The sequence below is a fragment of the Caulobacter sp. RHG1 genome (assembly GCF_013181195.1).
Taxonomy (GTDB): domain Bacteria; phylum Pseudomonadota; class Alphaproteobacteria; order Caulobacterales; family Caulobacteraceae; genus Caulobacter.
This window is the reverse complement of sequence record NZ_SMZP01000008.1, coordinates 234088-249823: the sequence shown is the minus strand read 5'-3', so window position 1 is coordinate 249823 and position 15736 is coordinate 234088. Positions and strand designations below refer to the sequence as shown.

Genomic DNA, 15736 nt, shown 5'->3' with positions numbered 1-15736 from the left:
TTGACGCGGTCGCGCGTGCGAGGCTTTTCCCCCCTCATGGCCAGACTTCTCGTCGTCCTGATGTCCGCCCTGCTGCTGACCGCCTGCGGCTCGCTGCCGCGCGATCCGTTCACGGCGTCGGACCTGGGCGCCGAAGCCCCCAAGGGCCTCAACGACATCCGTTTCAACGCCAGCGACGCCGCGGCCGGCATCCGCTTCGCCGAGGGCGCCCGCACCCGTCGCGCCCACCAGAAGACCTTCGACGTGCTGGCCATCTCGGGCGGCGGCTCGAACGGAGCCTATGGCGCGGGGATCCTGGTCGGCTGGACCCGCACCGGCGAGCGGCCCGAGTTCGACATCGTCACCGGCGTCTCGACCGGGGCCCTGACCGCGCCGTTCGCCTTTCTGGGCAAGGACTGGGACCGCCGCCTGACCCAGGCCTACACCAGCGACGCGGCCGACAAGATCCTGTCGCGGCGCGGGCTGGACATGTTCTTCCGGCCGGGCGTGTACGACACCAAGGCCTTGCGCGCCCTGGTCGAGAAATACGTCGATCCGCCGCTGCTGTGGGCGATCGCCATGGAGCATTCCAAGGGCCGGCGCCTGCTGATCGCCACCACCAATCTGGACACCGAGCAGACGGTGATCTGGGACATGGGCGCCATCGCCGCCCGCGGCGGCGAGGAGTCGCTGGAGCTGTTCCGCGACGTGCTGGTGGCTTCGGCCAGCATCCCCGGCGTCTTCCCGCCCACCCTGATCGAGGTCGAGGGCGCAGGCCGGCGGCTGTCGGAGATGCATGTCGACGGCGGGGTGACGATCCCGTTCTTCGTCGCGCCGGAATCGCTGCTGCTGTGGGCCCCGCCGGCCGGCGGCGAGGCGCGGCCGGGCCGGGTGCACGTGATCGTCAACGGCAAGGTTGGCGGCACGTTCGGCTTTACCAAGGGCGGCACCCTGTCGATCGTCGGCCGCTCGTGGCTGACCATGAGCAAGGCCCTGACCCGCACCCACCTGACCGCCAGCGCCGCCTTCGTGCGCCAGAGCGGCGGGACGATGCAGTACGCGGCCATCCCCGACGACGCCCCGGGCGACACCTCGGGCCTGGATTTCAGCGCCGCCAACCGCGAGACCCTGTTCCAGCTGGGCGAGCAGAAGGCCCTGGACGGAAGCGCCTGGGTCGCGCCCGCGGTCCCTGAGGAGACCGCGGCGCGCAAGCCTTAGGGCGGCGGGGGCAGGGCGGACAGCACGCCGCCCGAGACGCCCCAACCCGTGAGGTCGACCAGGCCGACCAGCTTGACGACATTGTCGACGCCGCTCTGGAAGGTCGGGTTCGCGCTGTTGTCCAGGACGACATAGGTGTCGGTCCCCAGCTGGAACCAGCGCATGATCGAGGTCGTGCCGCCATCGCCCGCCGTGGCGATGTCGAGATAGCCCTGCAGCGACGTCTGACCAGTGATCTTGGCGCCGATGGAGCCGGTTGCGGCGTTGACGCCCGAGGCGGGCATGAGGGTCAGCTGGTCGTCCGAATCGAAGCCGCTGATCGACGCGTGGACCATATCGTCCGTGAAGCCGGCGCTGGTGATGATCACCTTGTCGGCGCCCCCGCCCAGGCTGATCTGGTGGCCGGCGTTGCCGACGGTGATGGTGTCGGCGCCCGTGCCCCCGGTGTAGAGGATGTAGGCGTTGGCCTCCATCGTGAAGGCGTTGGTTCCGTTGCCAAGATTGACGGTGTGGTTGCCCGAGCCGACCGTGACGGTGTCGTCGCCGTCCCCCGCCGTGATCGTTATGCCGCCCGTGCCGGAGGTGACGGTGTTGGCGCCGCCGCCCAGGTTCAGCTCTGATCCGAAGCCGTTGTCGCCCAGGGTGATCTGGTCGTCGCCCGCGCCGCCGGTATAGGTCACGCGGCCGCCCGCCGACAGGTTGATGATGTTGGCGCCCGTCGCCGAGCCCTTGACCGTCGACCCGTTGGCGATCGCCCCCGAGGTCCAGGTGAAGCCGCCCTTGGTGAGCCCGCTGGCGTCGAGGCTGGTCAGGGCCGTGCTGGCCGCCGTCAGGGTCAGGCCGGCGTTGCCGGTGATGGTCAGGGTCTTCAGATCGTTGCCCAGCAGGGTCACGGTGTTGTTGAAGGTTCCCGACGGCGTGGCTTGCGTGTCGGTGTTGGTGAGGTTGATCGTCTCGACGCCTGCCGCGCCGATCCCGGTCGAAGCAAAGGCCACGCCCGCGCCCGCGCCGCTGGTGAGCTTGACGTTGATCGTGTCGCTGGCGCCCGCGGTGAAGGCGCTGTTGACGATGGTGTAGCTCGTGCCGGCCGCGGTCAGTTCCAGCGTGCCGCCGCTGGCCATGCCGTTGAAGGTCAAGCCGCTGTTCGTGCCGGTGAGGGTGACCCAGTGGATGCCCAGATTGGCCAGGTTGACGGGTTGGCTGGCGCCGTTCGACAGCAGCAGGCGCTCGAAGCCGGTGATCTTGGCCGAATAGGTGGTCGAAGAACTGATCGCGCGGATATCGACCGTCGAGGCCTTCAGAGTGTCTATGCCGTCGCCGCCGCTGATCGCGCCGCTGAGGGCGGTCGTGTTCTGATTGAGGGACAGCATGTCATCGCCATCGCCCATCGCGATGGTCTTGTTGACACTGCTCGAGGAGAGGGTGACGACATCGACGCCGGAGCCGCCGGTGAAGTCGGCCTTCTGCGGATTGAGCGTCAGGGTGTTGGCGCCGTTGGTTCCCGAGGCGTCCACCGAGGTCAGCGTCGTCTGTGCGAACGTGCCCTTCAGGCCGGCCGAGCCGGTGATCTTCACCGTCGTCAGGGTGTTCAGCCCGGTGGCGCTGTTCAGGGTCAGGCCGCTGGCGCCGGCGATGTTCAGGCTCGTCACCCCGGCAGCGTGGATGTTGGTCAGGGTCGAGGCCGCCGCGCCCGTCGTGATGTTCAGGGTCGTATAGACGCTGGAATCTTGCAGTCGGCCGCCGGTGACGCCGTTCACCGTCAGGTCCAGGGTGGTGGTCTTGTCGCCCGACGCCAGGCTGCTCGAGTTGGTGAGGCTCACGTTGCCGGACCCGCGGGCCAAGCTCAATGTGGACAGGGCGTTGGCCGTGATGTCGAGGGTCGTATAGCCGTCGACCGTCGCCTTGGTGATCGAGCCGACCGTGGTCGCCGACGCCGCGTCGGTGATCGTGACGGTGTTGGCGGTGATCCCGGCGGTGGAGCCGTCGGCGTTCGCGGCCTTGGTCGCCTTGACCGTGACCTCTGTGGTCGCGGCCGTGCCGACGACCTTCACGGCGCCGTGGGTCTGGGTGGTGTTGGCGGCGTTGGTCGCCGTCTGGGTGATGCTGACGGTGGTCCCGCCGGTGACGTCGATCTGGCCGGCGACGACGGCGCCCGTGGTCTCGCGCGAGATCTTGATCGCGCCGGTCGCGGCGGTGCTGGCGCCGATGCTTAAGGCGGCGGTGGTCGCGCCCGTGATGGTCACGTCCAGGTCCTTGCCGCCCTCGAGCGCGAAGAGGCCCGAGCCCTGCGCGGTGACAGCGGCCTTCAGGTTGGCCGAGGCGGACAGGTACAGCTCGTAGGACCCCGAGGAGGTCGTGTTCACCTGGGTGACGTCGGTCCAGCTGCTCAGGGCGCCGGACAGGCCGGCGTCGTTGCTGACCGTGACGGTCTCGATGCCGGTGACGCTGGCGTTGGGCAGGGCGTAGGTCGCGCCGGTCGTGGCGGTGATGGTCAGGCTGTCAGCGCCCGCGCCGCCGTTCAGCACGTCCCCATCGTTGAACGTCAGATGCGTGCCGGTGAAGGCGTCTTCGGGGAAGTCGCCGGTGAACGCATCCGCGCCGGCGGTCAGGACGAAGGTCTGGCTGGTCGGCGGCGCGCCATAGGTCAGCGTTCCGTTCGCGACGGTCGAGTGGCTCAGATCGACTGTCCCCGCCAGCTTGACGACGGTGTCGGTCCTGCCGGTGAAGGTCGCGCCGGCCGCGCTGTCGAGCACGACATAGGTGTCGCCGCCGAACTGGAACCAGTTCATCCGCGCCGTCGTGTGGCCATCGGCGGCCGCGGCGGCGTCCAGATAGGCCGCCAGGCTGGCCTGGCCGGTGATCTTCGCGCCCAGGCTGGTCGCCGCGGCGGCCCCGCCCTGAGCCGTGATGGTCAGCTTGTCGTCTGCGCCGAAGCCGGTGATCGTCGTGAAGACGCTGGCGCTGGAGGCGTTGGCGGCGGTGATGTTGACCGTGTCGGCACCCGTGCCCAGGTCGATGCTGTTGGCGCCCGCGCCGACGGTGATGGTCTCGTTACCCGAGCCGCCGGTGTAGCTGTTGTTCCCCGCGCCCAGGCTGACGATATTGTTCTTGCCGTTGGCGCCGGTGATCACGTCGTCGCCGGTCCCGCCGGTATAGGTGACGGCGCCGCCCGTCGCCGCGCTGAGGTCGATGGTGTTGGTCCCGGTGGCCGAGCCCTTGACCGTAGCGGCGGCGGTCAGGGCGCCCGAGGTCCAGGCGAAGCCGCCCAGGGTGAGCCCGCTGGCGTCGAGGCCGGTCAGGGCCGTGCTGGCCGCCGTCAGGGTCAGGCCGGCGTCGCCGCTGACGGTGACGGTCTTCAGGCTGCTGCCGTTCAGCTTCACCGTATTGTTGAAGGTCCCCGACGGCGCGTCGCGCGTATCGATGCTGGTGATGTTGAAGGTCTCGACGCCCGTGGCGGTGATCCCGCTCGAGGCATAGGCCACGGTCGCGCCCGTGCCGTTGACGAGCCTGAGGTTCATCGTGTCGTTGACGCCCGCGCTGAAGGCGTTGTTGGACACGTCGAAGCTTATGCTGGCCCTGGTCAGTTCCAGCGTGCCGCCGCTGGTCATGTTGTGGAAGGAGCCGTTGGAGCCGTCGGTGGTCAGCCATTGCTGCGTGCCGAGATTGGCCAGGTCGATCGTCTTGTTGCCGCCCGATGACGTCAGGTGCAGGCGCTCGAAGCCGGTGACCTTGGTCGCGAATGTCGATCCCTGCTGGCTGATCGTGAAGGCGGTGGCGGCCGCCATCTTCAGGGTGTCTATGCCGTCGCCGCCGGTGATCGTGCTGGTGAAGTTGGAGGTGCCCGCGGCGAAGGTCACCATGTCGTCGCCGTCGCCCAGCGCGATGGTCTTGCCGAGGCCTGCCGAGCTGAAGGTAACGAAATCGGAGCCGGAGCCTCCGGTGAAGTCCGTCCTGGTCCCAGTTATCGTAACGGTGTTGTTTCCGCTCGTTTTCGAGGCGTCTACCGAGGTCAGCTTGAGGTTGCCTAGCGTGGCCGTCAGCCCGGCCGCGCCGCTGATCACCACCGTCGTCAGGCCGGTCATGCCAGCGGTGCTGGTCAGGGTCAGGGCGCTGTCGCCGGCGATATTCAGGGTCGTCAGCGCGGTGTCGGTGATGTTGGCCAGGGTCGAGGCCGTCGCGCCCGTCGTGAGGTTCAGGGTGGTGTAGACGTCGGCGTCGTCCAGCACGCCGCCGGTCACGCCGTTCAGCGCCAGGTTCAGGGTCGTGGTCTTGTCGCCCGACGCCAGGGCGCTGGCGTTGTCGATCGTGATGTTGCCGGACCCGTGCGCCAGGCTTAGCGTGGACAGCGCATTGGCCTTGAGGGTGGCGGTCGTGTAGCCGTCGATCGTCGCCTTGGTGATCGTGCCGACCTTGTCGGCCGCCGCCGCGTCGTTGATCGCGACGGTGTTGGCCGTCAGTTCGGCCTGGCCATCCGTGAACGCCGCGGTGGCCTTGATCGTGACCTGTTTTGTCAGAGCCGAGCCATTGACGGTGACGGCGCCGTTGGTCTGGACCGAGTTGTAGGTGGTCGCCGCGGTCTGGGTGACGCTGACGGTCTTGCCGCCGGTGACGGTGATGGCGCCGCCGGCGCTGTTGCCGGTCAGTTCGCGGGTGACGACGACGTCGCCGGTGATCTCGCCGGCCCAGTTGGCGGTCGTGCCCACCGTGATCGTGCCCGTCGTCGCGCCCGTGCTGGCCACCTTGACGTCCGAACCGCCGTAGACGCCGATGGTCTGGTCCGCCTGCCCCGTGACCGTCAGGCTGGTCTCGACGGCCGAATTCGAGGTGATGTTGCTCGTGCCCTTGCCGGCGGTCGCCGTCAGCTTGGTCAGGCCGACCAGGTCCGGGGTGTAGAAGTTCACGCCGCCGTCGGACGTCACGACCAGGGTTTCGATCCCGGTGGTGGTGGCGTTGGGCGCGTACGCGTTGCCGATGAAGCCTGTGGCCGTGAGCGTCAGGGTGTCGTTCCCCGCGCCGCCGTCCAGGACGTCGCTGTCGTTGAAGGTCAGATGCGTGCCGGTGAAGGTGTCGTTACCGACCCCGCCGGTGAACTTGTCCGCGCCCGTGGTGAGGGTGAAGCTCTGGTGGGACGGCGGCGGGGGCGGGGCGGGCAGTTCAGGTTCCGGCTCGGGCGTCGGCGGCGCAGGCGGAAGCGGCGGCGCGCCAGGCAGGCTCTGGACCGGCGGCGGGTTGTCGACGGCCTTGCCCGTGCCGCTGGAGCCGCCGTTGGTGTTGGCCGCATAGGTCTGGGTGATGTCGGTGTTGTAGACGGCGTCGCCCTTGGCCAGGCCCAGCATGAAGTTGTTGGTGGCCGCGGCGTAGATGCCGATGTCGGCTTTGATGCCTTCCGCCAGGAGATAGGCGGCGGTGGCGGTCTTCAGGGCCAGGTCGATCTCGGCGGCGGTGGCGTTGGGGCCGATCATGCCGGCGGCGCGGGCCGAGGCCAGGATCAGGTCCTGGCGGCCGATGATGTCCTGGATGATCTTGTCGGGGTCGAGACCCGCCGCGCGGGCCTGAGCCGTGCCGATGATGCTGTTGTAGATCGAGGCGACATAGCCGGCATAGGTCAGCGACCCGTACTGGGCGTCGAACGCGGCCTTGCCGTCGCCCGACATGGCCAGGCTGGCGGCGAAGTTCATGAACCGGTGCTCGAGATTGAACTCGGCGAAGGCGGCGTCGTTGAGGTCGGTCGCGTTGTCGGCCGAGTTCAGCAGCCAGGCGATGCCGTCGGCCTTGGGGCTCTTGCCGGTGAAGAACTGGTAGGTCAGCACGGCCACGGCGGTGCTGTCGTCGGCGCTGTTGAGGATGTAGTTCAGCCGGTCGGCGTCGCTGAACGCGGCGTCGGTCAGCTGCAGCAGACGGGTCGCGGCGTCTCCGGTCGGGGCGATGCCGCCATGCACGGCCGCATAGGCCTTGGTCAGCTGCTCGTAGGTATAAGCCATCTCGTCCCGCCTCTAAGCCCGGGACCAGCAGCCCCCCGCAGCGTTCATAGCCAGCGACCGGAGGGTGTGAACCCTGCGTCTTTGACGCAGGAGTCGCAGGGTGATTGGGGGGCGGACGTTTCCCTCGGTTAAGGTGTCTTAACGACCCCGATATGAGGCGTGCAAACCTTTGTATTCGAAGAATTCCAGCGTTTTAGGTCGTTAACACTTGCTGAGGAGGCGTCCGTCTGGGGCCGCCTTGACCAGGCTCAAGGCGTTGTGTCGGGTAGTGGACTTTTCTGTGGATAACTTTTGCTGAAGCGGCGCGTCACGGCGAACGCCGCTCGCCGGAAGGCCCCGTTAACCCCTTCATAAGATGCGGGGTTGCGGAAAACCGACTCCGTCTCTACACGGGCGACTTAACCTGCAAGATGGTCGACAGCGGGCGCGCGGATGTGCGCGACCGTGTCTTTGCGCGAGTTAGCCATGCCCAAACGTACCGATCTCTCCTCGATCCTGATCATCGGCGCTGGGCCCATCGTCATCGGTCAAGCCTGTGAGTTCGACTACTCGGGCGTCCAGGCCTGCAAGGCTCTGCGCGCTGAGGGCTACCGCATCATCCTGGTCAATTCGAACCCGGCCACGATCATGACCGATCCGGACGTGGCGGACGCGACCTATATCGAGCCGATCACCCCGGAGATGGTCGCCAAGATCATCGAGAAGGAGCGCCCCGACGCGCTGCTCCCGACCATGGGCGGCCAGACCGCGCTGAACACCGCACTCGCGCTCGAAGAGCAGGGCGTGCTGAAGAAGTTCGGCGTCGAGATGATCGGCGCCAAGGCCGAGGTCATCGACAAGGCCGAGGACCGCCAGAAGTTCCGCGACGCCATGGACAAGCTGGGTCTGGAAAGCCCCAAGTCCAAGGCCGCCCACAACATGGACGAGGCCCGCGAAGGCCTGGCCTTCGTCGGCCTGCCGGCGATCATCCGCCCCAGCTTCACCCTGGCCGGCACCGGTGGCGGCATCGCCTATAACCTCGAGGAATTCGAGGAGATCGTCGAACGCGGTCTCGACCTGTCGCCGACCACGGAAGTCCTGATCGAGGAAAGCGTCCTCGGCTGGAAAGAGTACGAGATGGAAGTGGTCCGCGACACGGCGGACAACTGCATCATCATCTGCTCAATCGAGAACATCGACCCGATGGGCGTCCACACCGGCGACTCGATCACCGTCGCCCCGGCCCTGACCCTGACGGACAAGGAATACCAGTGGATGCGCGCGGCCTCGATCGCCGTGCTGCGCGAGATCGGCGTCGAGACCGGCGGCTCGAACGTCCAGTTCGCCGTCAACCCGGCCGACGGCCGCATGGTCGTCATCGAGATGAACCCGCGCGTGTCGCGCAGCTCCGCCCTGGCCTCGAAGGCCACCGGCTTCCCGATCGCCAAGGTCGCCGCCCGCCTGGCCGTCGGCTACACGCTCGACGAGCTGAAGAACGACATCACCGGCGGCGCGACCCCGGCCTCGTTCGAACCCAGCATCGACTACGTCGTCACCAAAATCCCGCGCTTCGCGTTCGAGAAGTATCCGGGTTCGGAGCCGCTGCTGACCACGGCCATGAAGTCGGTCGGCGAAGTGATGGCCATCGGCCGCACCTTCAAGGAAAGCGTCCAGAAGGCCCTGCGCGGCCTGGAGACGGGCCTGGCCGGCTTCGACGAGGTGGAAATCGTCGGCGCCGATGATCCCGACACCGGCAAGGCCGCCGTCGTGCGCGCCCTGGGCACCCCGACCCCCGACCGCCTGCGCGTCATCGCCCAGGCCTTCCGCCACGGCCTGACCGTGGAAGAGGTCAACGCCGCCTGTTCGTATGAGCCTTGGTTCCTGCGCCAGATCGCCGAGCTGGTCCGCCAGGAAGGCTGGGTGAAGGCCGGCGGCCTGCCCACGGATGCTCAGGGTTTCCGCGCCCTGAAGGCCCAAGGCTTCTCCGACGCCCGCCTGGCCAAGCTGGTCGGCTCGACCGAGAGCGCCGTGCGCAGCCTGCGCCAGGAGCTGCACGTCCGCCCGGTCTTCAAGCGCATCGACAGCTGCGCCGGCGAGTTCCTGGCCTCGACGCCCTACATGTATTCGACCTACGAGACGGGCGCGCTTGGCCAGATCCCCGAGTGCGAGAGCGAGCCCTCGAACCGCAAGAAGGCCGTGATCCTGGGCGGTGGTCCCAACCGGATCGGCCAGGGCATCGAGTTCGACTATTGCTGCTGCCACGCCGCCTTCGCGCTGGACCAGATCGGCATCGAGTCGATCATGGTCAACTGCAACCCCGAGACCGTCTCGACCGACTACGACACCTCCGACCGCCTGTACTTCGAGCCGCTGACGGCCGAGGACGTGCTGGAACTGCTGCATGTCGAGATGCGCAGCGGCGAGCTGGCCGGCGTCATCGTCCAGTTCGGCGGCCAGACCCCGCTGAAGCTGGCCCATGCGCTGGAAGAGGCCGGCATCCCGATCCTGGGCACCAGCCCCGACGCCATCGACCTGGCCGAGGACCGCGAGCGCTTCCAGCAACTGCTGAACGGCCTGGACATCGCCCAGCCGGAAAACGCCATCGCCCGCACCTGGGATGAAGCCCGCGCCGAAGGCGACAAGATCGGCTTCCCGTTCGTGATGCGTCCGTCCTACGTGCTGGGCGGCCGCGGCATGGAGATCATCCGCGACCACGATCACCTCGAGCGCTACATCGCCAACGCTGGCGACATCTCGATCGAGCACCCGATCCTGCTGGACCACTATCTGAGCCGCGCCACGGAAGTGGACGTCGACGCCCTGTGCGACGGCAAGGACGTGTTCGTGGCCGGCGTGCTGGAGCACATCGAGGAAGCCGGCGTCCACTCGGGCGACTCGGCCTGCTCGATGCCGCCCTTCTCGCTGAAGGCCGAGACCATCGAGGAGCTGAAGCGCCAGACGGTGCAGATGGCTCTGGCCCTGAACGTGCGCGGCCTGATGAACGTGCAGTTCGCCATCGAGGAACCGCACTCGGACGCCCCGCGCATCTATGTGCTGGAAGTGAACCCGCGCGCCTCGCGCACCGTGCCGTTCGTGGCCAAGACGATTGGTCAGCCCGTCGCCGCCATCGCCGCCAAGGTCATGGCCGGCGAGCCCCTGGCCGGCTTTGGCCTGGTCGACAAGCCCTACGACCACATCGCGGTCAAGGAAGCGGTCTTCCCGTTCGCCCGCTTCGCCGGCGTCGACACGGTGCTGGGCCCGGAAATGCGCTCGACCGGCGAGGTCATGGGCCTGGACTGGAAGCGTGACGGCGAAACGAGCATGGCCCCGGCCTTCGCCCGCGCCTTCGCCAAGAGCCAGCTGGGCGGCGGCGTGAAGCTGCCGCGCAAGGGCACGGCGTTCGTCTCGGTCAAGGAAAGCGACAAGCCCTGGATCGTCGAGCCGGTGAAGCTGCTGCAACAGGCTGGCTTCACGGTGCTGTCGACCGAGGGCACCCGGGCCTATCTGGCCACGCAGGGCGTCCAGGTCGACCACGTCAAGAAGGTCCTGGAAGGCCGTCCGAACATCGTCGACGTGATGAAGAACGGCGGCGTCCAGCTGGTGTTCAACACCACCGAGGGCAAGCAGGCCCTGGAGGACAGCTTCGACATCCGCCGCACGGCGCTGATGATGAAGGTGCCTTACTACACGACGTCCGCGGGGGCCCTGGCCGCCGCCCAGGCCATCGCCGGCGCGCCGGACGAGGCCTTGGACGTCCGGCCGCTGCAGAGCTACTGAGCCTGACCAAACCCCGCCTTCCGAAAGGGAGGCGGGGTTTTTCTTATGGGCGCCGACGGGCGCGACCTGGCCAAGTCGCACGCAGTCTTCGGCTTTCGGCCGGGATGGCGGCGCTTGTGGTTGGCGGCGCGCCGGCCAGGTCCTAGTCGTTCGCCAGGACCATCCGAACCTGGAGACGCTGTGAGACTGCTGGCCGTCCTTCTCGTCGCGCTCGCCTTCGCCGGCGGCGCCCAGGCGCAAGCCCCAGGCCCGATCAAGGTGAAGGTCTTCGTCGCCGCCATGTTCGAGATCGGCGAGAACACCGGCGACCGGGCCGGCGAGTTCCAGCCCTGGTACGAACGCTACTGGCGTCAGAGCGAGCCCCGGACCGTGCGGGGCGCCCTGAAGCCGGTCTTCTGCAATCCCGAGGGCGTCTGCGGCTCGACCCTGGGCATGGGCAAGGTCAATGCCTCGGCCTCGATGCAGGCCATTCTGCTGGACCCGGCCTACGACTTCTCCCAGGCCTATTTCATCCTCAGCGGCGTTGGCGGGACCCCGCCGTCGCGCGGCACGATCGGCGACGTCTCATGGGGAACCTGGCTGGTCGACTACGACCTGGGCCATCGCTGGGCGCCGGCGGAGAACACGCCCGGCGCGCCGACCTTCATGCCGCGAGCCGGCTACGAGACCTATCGCCGCTTCCCGCTGGACCCGACCCTGGTGGGCTGGGCGGTTCGCCTGTCGAAGGACGTTCAGCTGCAAGACAGCGACGACGCCCGCCGCTACCGTCTGCGCTACGCCGACCCGCGGGCGCGGGCGGCGCCTTCGGTCTCGGTCGGCACGCACATGACCGGGGATACGTTCTTCCACGGCCCGGGCCTGTCGAAGGAGGCCCAGCACATCGCCAAGCTCTACGGCGCCGATGACTATGTCATCACCGAGATGGAGGCCGCCGCCCTGGCCCTGGTGATCCAGCGCCAGTGGGGGACCGGGCGGATCCTCAGCCTGCGCGGCGCGGTCAATTTCGACCAGGGCGCGCCGGGGGAGACGACCCTGCAGCACCTTGACCCGGCGCCGGGCCAGACGGCGGGCGGCTTCGCCGAGACCGTCGCCAATATCGGCGCGGTGGGGTCGCGGGTCGTCGACCGCATCGTCGCCGACTGGCCGCAGTGGCGAAACGGTCCGCCGCCGCTCTGAAGCGTCTCGGAGATCTTCGTTACGCGACGGCTTGCGCGCTTCTGCCGTCCGTGCGACTCGCGAACCCGTCTTGGGTTCGGGGATGGGCGCGATGCGGGTTCGAGGGCTGTGGGCCGTGATCGCCGGCTGCCTGTTCATGGGGCTGGCCGCCCCCGCCGTCGCCCAGGCCCCCGAGAGCTTCGCCGGCCGCAAGGCGCACAGGCTGGATGCGGCCAGGCTGAAGGCCCTGACCGACTTCGTCGAGACCTCGCGCCAGGCCCTGGGCGTGCCCGGCGTCTCGCTGGGGATCGTGCAGGACGGCCAGACCCTGTTCGCCGGCGGGTTCGGCGTGCGCGAGCAGGGGCGTCCTGAGGCGGCGGACGCCGACACGCTCTATCTGGTGGCCTCCAACACCAAGCCGCTGACCACGCTGATGCTGGCCAAGCTGGTCGACGAGGGGCGGCTGGACTGGGAGACCCCGGTCGCCGACCTGATGCCGGCTTTCCGCCTGGCCGACGCCGAGACCACGGGCAAGGTCCGGGTCAAGCACCTGCTCTGCGCCTGCACCGGCCTGCCGTACCGCAATCTGGACTGGGAGTTCGCGCCGCCGGACGCGCCCGAGACCTTGGCGTTCGACACTCTGAGCCGGATGAGCTCGGCGCGCCCGTTCGGCTCCAGCTATTCCTATTCCAACCCGATCGCCGCGGCCGGCGGCTTTGTCGGCGGCCATGTCGCCCATCCCGAGCTGGCGCTGGGCTGGGCCTATGACCGGGCGATGGCCGAGCGGGTGTTCGGTCCGCTGGGCATGACCCGCTCGACCTTCGACTTCGACCGCGCCATGCAGGGCAACTACGCCCGCGCCTACGGGGTGAACCCGCTGGGCGAGCTCGCCGAGGTCGATCCGGCCCGCAATCGCCAGATGCATGCGGTGCGGCCGACGGGCGGGGCCTGGAGCAGCGTCAACGACCTGCTGGCCTATGTCCGCATGGAGCTGGCCGACGGCCTGCTGCCGGACGGAACGCGCTACATCTCCAGCGCGGCGCTGAAGGCCCGTTCGGACGCCCAGGTCAGCACCGGCGCGGCCTCCTGGTACGGCATGGGGCTGGACACCACGACGGCCAGCGGCGTGACCGTGCGCTATCACGGCGGGCGGCTGTACGGCTTCCGGGGCGACACCATCTGGCTGCCCGAGCACGGCGTCGGGGTGGTGATCCTGATGAACGCCAGCACCGGCAATGTGCTGATGGAGGCCTTGCCGCGCAAGCTGCTGGAGGTGCTGTTCGACGGCCGGCCGCTGGCCGACGGCATGGTCGCCGCCGCGGCCGCGACCGACCGCCAGCGCCGCGAGACCTCGCGCCAGGCGGTGCGCTATCCCGCCGACGCCGCGGCGGTCGCCGCCCTGGCCCCACGCTATCGCAACGCCATCCTGGGCGGCCTGAAGGTCGAACAGGCGGCCGGCCAGACCGTGTTCGCCTTCGACGCCTGGACGACGCCGGTGGCCTCGCGCGCCGGCGCGGACGGGGCGCCGATCTTCGTAGCCATGGCCCCCAGCCCGACCTTCCCGTTCACGCCCGGAAAGGCCGGCGACCGGCGCACCCTGACGATCCGCGAAGGCCAGACCGACTTCGTGTTCGTCGAGACCGACTAGGCCTTGCCGAACCCGCCGGCGACCAGGGTCCGCGCCACCTCGGCCAGCACGGCGCTGCGCTTGTCGTCGTCGGACGAGCCGCGGTCATGGAAGGCGGCGATCAACACCGGCTTGCGGCCCGGCGGCCAGGCGATGGCGATGTCGTTGGTGATGCTCTCGCCATTGTTGCCGGTCTTGTCGCCGACCTTCCAGCCGCGCGGCAGGCCCGCCTTCAGCCGCTTGTCGCCGGTGCGGTTGTCCAGCACCCAGGCGGTAAGCTGCTGGCGCGAGGCGGGCGACAGGGCGTCATCGACCAGCAGGGCCTTCCAGGTCGCCACGATCGCCGTGGGGGTGGTGGTGTCGCGCAGGTCGCTCTCGGGGCCGGTGTTCATCTCCGGCTCGTAGCGGTCGACGCGGGTGGTCTGGTCGCCGATGGCGCGCAGGAAGCGGGTCATGGCCTCTGGGCCCTTCTTCGGCGCCAGGGCGTCCAGCAGCAGGTTGGCGGCGGCGTTGTCGCTCCAGATGGTGGTGGCCTCGCACAGCGCGCCGACCGTCATGCCCTTGCCGAGGTTCTGCTTGGTGGCGTTCGAATTGCCCATCAGTACCTCGGGGCCGTAGGGGATGACCCGGTCCAGGCGCTCGCGGCCCTGGTCGACGCGGCGCAGGATGGCGGCGCTGAGCGGCATCTTGAAGGTGCTGCACATGCGGAAGCGCTGGTCGCCGCGCCAGGCGAAACGCTGGCCGGTCTGCAGGTCGAGGACAGCCACGCCGATGCGTCCGCCACTACGCTTTTCGACTTTGGCCATACTTGAATTAAGGTGTGTTAACGGCGCGGCTGCATGCGACATGGTGGGCAGCAGGGTAGGGGCGGCTGCCAGGGCCGTTATCAGCGTTCTGCGATCGAGCATGTGGGGTCTCCTTGCCAACGGAAACTGCCCGGGGCTGGCGCCGGCCGCAAACGACGATACCTTGGCTGAGCCATTAGTTGAATTTGGGTCTTATCCGTATGAGCCGCGCGCAACTGCCCCTGAACGCCTTGCGCGCCTTCGAGGCCTCGGCCCGGCATCTGTCCTTCACCCGGGCCGCCATCGAGCTGTGCGTGACCCAGGCCGCGGTCAGCCATCAGGTGAAGGGGCTGGAGGCGCGGCTGGGCGCGACCCTGTTTCGCCGCCTGCCGCGGGGCCTGGCCCTGACCGACGAGGGGATGGCCCTGCTGCCCAGCGTCCGCGACTCGTTCGACAAGCTGGGCGACGTGCTGGATCGCTTCGAGGGCGGCAGGGTGCTGGAGGTGCTGCGGGTCGGGGTGGTCGGCACCTTTGCCGTGGGCTGGCTGCTGCCGCGCCTGCCGTCGTTCCTGGAAGCCCACCCATTCGTCGACCTGCGGCTCTTCACCAACAACAACCGCGCCGACCTGGCGGGGGAGGGGCTGGACTGCGCGGTGCGGTTCGGCGACGGCGCCTGGCACGGCACCGAGGCCGCGCCGCTGTTCGAGGCGCCGATGAGCCCGCTGTGCGCGCCGCAGGTGGCCGAGCGCCTGACCGAACCGTCCGCCCTGTTGGCCGAGACCCTGTTGCGCAGCTATCGCGCCGCGGACTGGCCCGACTGGTTCGCCGCCGCGGGCCTGCCCCCGCCGCCGGTGCGCGGCCCCGTGTTCGACAGCTCGTGGGTGATGGTCGAGGCGGCGCTGCAAGGTTTCGGGGTGGCCCTGGCGCCGCCGATGATGTTTGCTCGCGACCTGCAGCAGGGGCGGCTGGTTCGCCCCTTCGAGACTCAGGTCAGCGCCGGCCGATATTGGCTGACCTGGCTGAAATCCAGGGCCCCGAGTCCGGCCCTCCTGGCCTTCCAGGCGTGGCTTTCCGGCACTTCGGGCGAATAAAGAATCTTTGGAACCAAAGTCCGGACACGGCGCTTGCGCGCAGTATTAAGTCGGCCAATTGTCGAGCTGGATCAATGGTCTAGCTTGGCCCGGAAGCGCCGAAATCGCGCCTATCTTTAGCCCAGTTTGGCTCGCGGTGTTGCC

Annotated in this window: 7 protein-coding genes; 5 read left to right on the top strand and 2 right to left on the bottom strand. The window is 68.6% G+C overall.

Annotation, left to right across the window (positions count from 1 at the left end):
* Nucleotides 1-36 precede the first annotated feature (36 nt).
* Nucleotides 37-1197: a patatin-like phospholipase family protein gene (locus tag E1H18_RS21505; protein ID WP_172272502.1), complete on the top strand. Its 1161-nt coding sequence runs from the start codon at nucleotides 37-39 to the stop codon at nucleotides 1195-1197.
* Here the strand turns inward: E1H18_RS21505 and E1H18_RS21500 are convergent.
* Nucleotides 1194-7178 carry a hypothetical protein gene (locus tag E1H18_RS21500; protein ID WP_172272499.1) on the bottom strand — a complete coding sequence of 1995 codons (5985 nt, stop codon included), beginning with the start codon at nucleotides 7176-7178 and terminating at the stop codon, nucleotides 1194-1196. The genes E1H18_RS21505 and E1H18_RS21500 overlap by 4 nt on opposite strands.
* Nucleotides 7179-7643: 465 nt before the next feature.
* Here E1H18_RS21500 and carB point away from each other — a divergent pair, with 465 nt between their 5' ends.
* From carB to E1H18_RS21485, 3 genes are all read left to right on the top strand, one after another.
* Nucleotides 7644-10934 carry a carbamoyl-phosphate synthase large subunit gene (carB, locus tag E1H18_RS21495; RefSeq protein WP_172272494.1) on the top strand — a complete coding sequence of 1097 codons (3291 nt, stop codon included), beginning with the start codon at nucleotides 7644-7646 and terminating at the stop codon, nucleotides 10932-10934.
* A 180-nt stretch (nucleotides 10935-11114) separates the two neighbouring features.
* Entirely contained in the window at nucleotides 11115-12110 is a 996-nt protein-coding gene (locus tag E1H18_RS21490; RefSeq protein ID WP_206679110.1) for a purine nucleoside permease, read from the top strand.
* 91 nt (nucleotides 12111-12201) lie between these two features.
* Nucleotides 12202-13737, top strand: a complete 1536-nt coding sequence (locus tag E1H18_RS21485) for a serine hydrolase (RefSeq protein ID WP_172272473.1) — start codon at nucleotides 12202-12204, stop codon at nucleotides 13735-13737.
* Here the strand turns inward: E1H18_RS21485 and bla are convergent.
* Nucleotides 13734-14522 carry a class A beta-lactamase gene (gene bla, locus E1H18_RS21480; RefSeq protein WP_241736132.1) on the bottom strand — a complete coding sequence of 263 codons (789 nt, stop codon included), beginning with the start codon at nucleotides 14520-14522 and terminating at the stop codon, nucleotides 13734-13736. The two genes, E1H18_RS21485 and bla, sit on opposite strands and share 4 nt — an antisense overlap.
* Nucleotides 14523-14722: 200 nt before the next feature.
* On the opposite strand from bla, the gene E1H18_RS21475 reads away from it, so the two are divergent.
* The gene (locus E1H18_RS21475) at nucleotides 14723-15592 is read left to right on the top strand and encodes a LysR family transcriptional regulator (protein WP_172272467.1); all 870 of its coding nucleotides are present in this window, start codon (nucleotides 14723-14725) and stop codon (nucleotides 15590-15592) included.
* The last annotated feature ends 144 nt before the right edge of the window (nucleotides 15593-15736 follow it).

Coding starts and splice junctions, on each gene's coding strand:
- E1H18_RS21505 (WP_172272502.1), top strand. CDS start 37: ATGGCCAGACTTCTCGTCGTCCTGATGTCCGCCCTGCTGCTGACCGCC.
- carB (WP_172272494.1), top strand. CDS start 7,644: ATGCCCAAACGTACCGATCTCTCCTCGATCCTGATCATCGGCGCTGGG.
- E1H18_RS21485 (WP_172272473.1), top strand. CDS start 12,202: ATGCGGGTTCGAGGGCTGTGGGCCGTGATCGCCGGCTGCCTGTTCATG.
- E1H18_RS21500 (WP_172272499.1), bottom strand. CDS start 7,178: ATGGCTTATACCTACGAGCAGCTGACCAAGGCCTATGCGGCCGTGCAT.
- E1H18_RS21475 (WP_172272467.1), top strand. CDS start 14,723: ATGAGCCGCGCGCAACTGCCCCTGAACGCCTTGCGCGCCTTCGAGGCC.
- bla (WP_241736132.1), bottom strand. CDS start 14,522: ATGGCCAAAGTCGAAAAGCGTAGTGGCGGACGCATCGGCGTGGCTGTC.